Below are 556 nucleotides of genomic sequence, written 5' to 3'. Positions count from 1 at the left end.
CGCCCTCGGCGTTTCCGAAGGCGGCATGCTGCCGGTGGTGCTGACCATGATCAGTAGCTGGTTCCCGGATAAGGAGCGCGGCCGCGCCAACGCCATCGTCATCATGTTCGTGCCGATCGCCGGCATTCTCACCGCCCCGCTGTCGGGTTGGATCATCACCGCCTGGGACTGGCGCATGCTGTTTCTGGTGGAGGGCGCTCTGTCGCTGGTCGTCATGGCGCTGTGGTACTTCACCATCAGCAACCGGCCCCAGGAGGCCAAATGGATCTCGCAGGCGGAAAAAGAGTATCTGGTAAAGACCCTGCACGACGAACAGCTGCTGATCAAAGGAAAAACGGTGCGCAACGCCTCGCTGCGCCGGGTGCTCGGCGACCGGATCATGTGGCAGCCGATCCTGGTGAATTTTTTCTACCAGACCGGTATCTACGGCTACACCCTGTGGCTGCCGACCATTTTGAAAGAGCTGACCCACGGCGATATGGAACAAGTGGGCCTGCTGGCTATCTTGCCCTATATCGGCGCCATCTTCGGCATGCTGATCATCTCCACCCTCTCC

Annotated in this window: 1 protein-coding gene; it reads left to right on the top strand. The window is 60.3% G+C overall.

Going from position 1 to position 556, the window contains the following annotated elements:
* Positions 1–556, top strand: a 556-nt coding sequence (locus tag DVK06_RS17060; protein ID WP_121601132.1) for an MFS transporter, incomplete at both ends; no start/stop codon positions are given.

Origin of the sequence: Halorubrum sp. Atlit-28R, from assembly GCF_003665955.1 — an archaeon.
Lineage (GTDB): Archaea > Halobacteriota > Halobacteria > Halobacteriales > Haloferacaceae > Halorubrum > Halorubrum tropicale.
The sequence above is the reverse complement of the archived record's forward strand: the minus strand, read 5'-3'. Positions and strand labels throughout refer to the sequence as shown.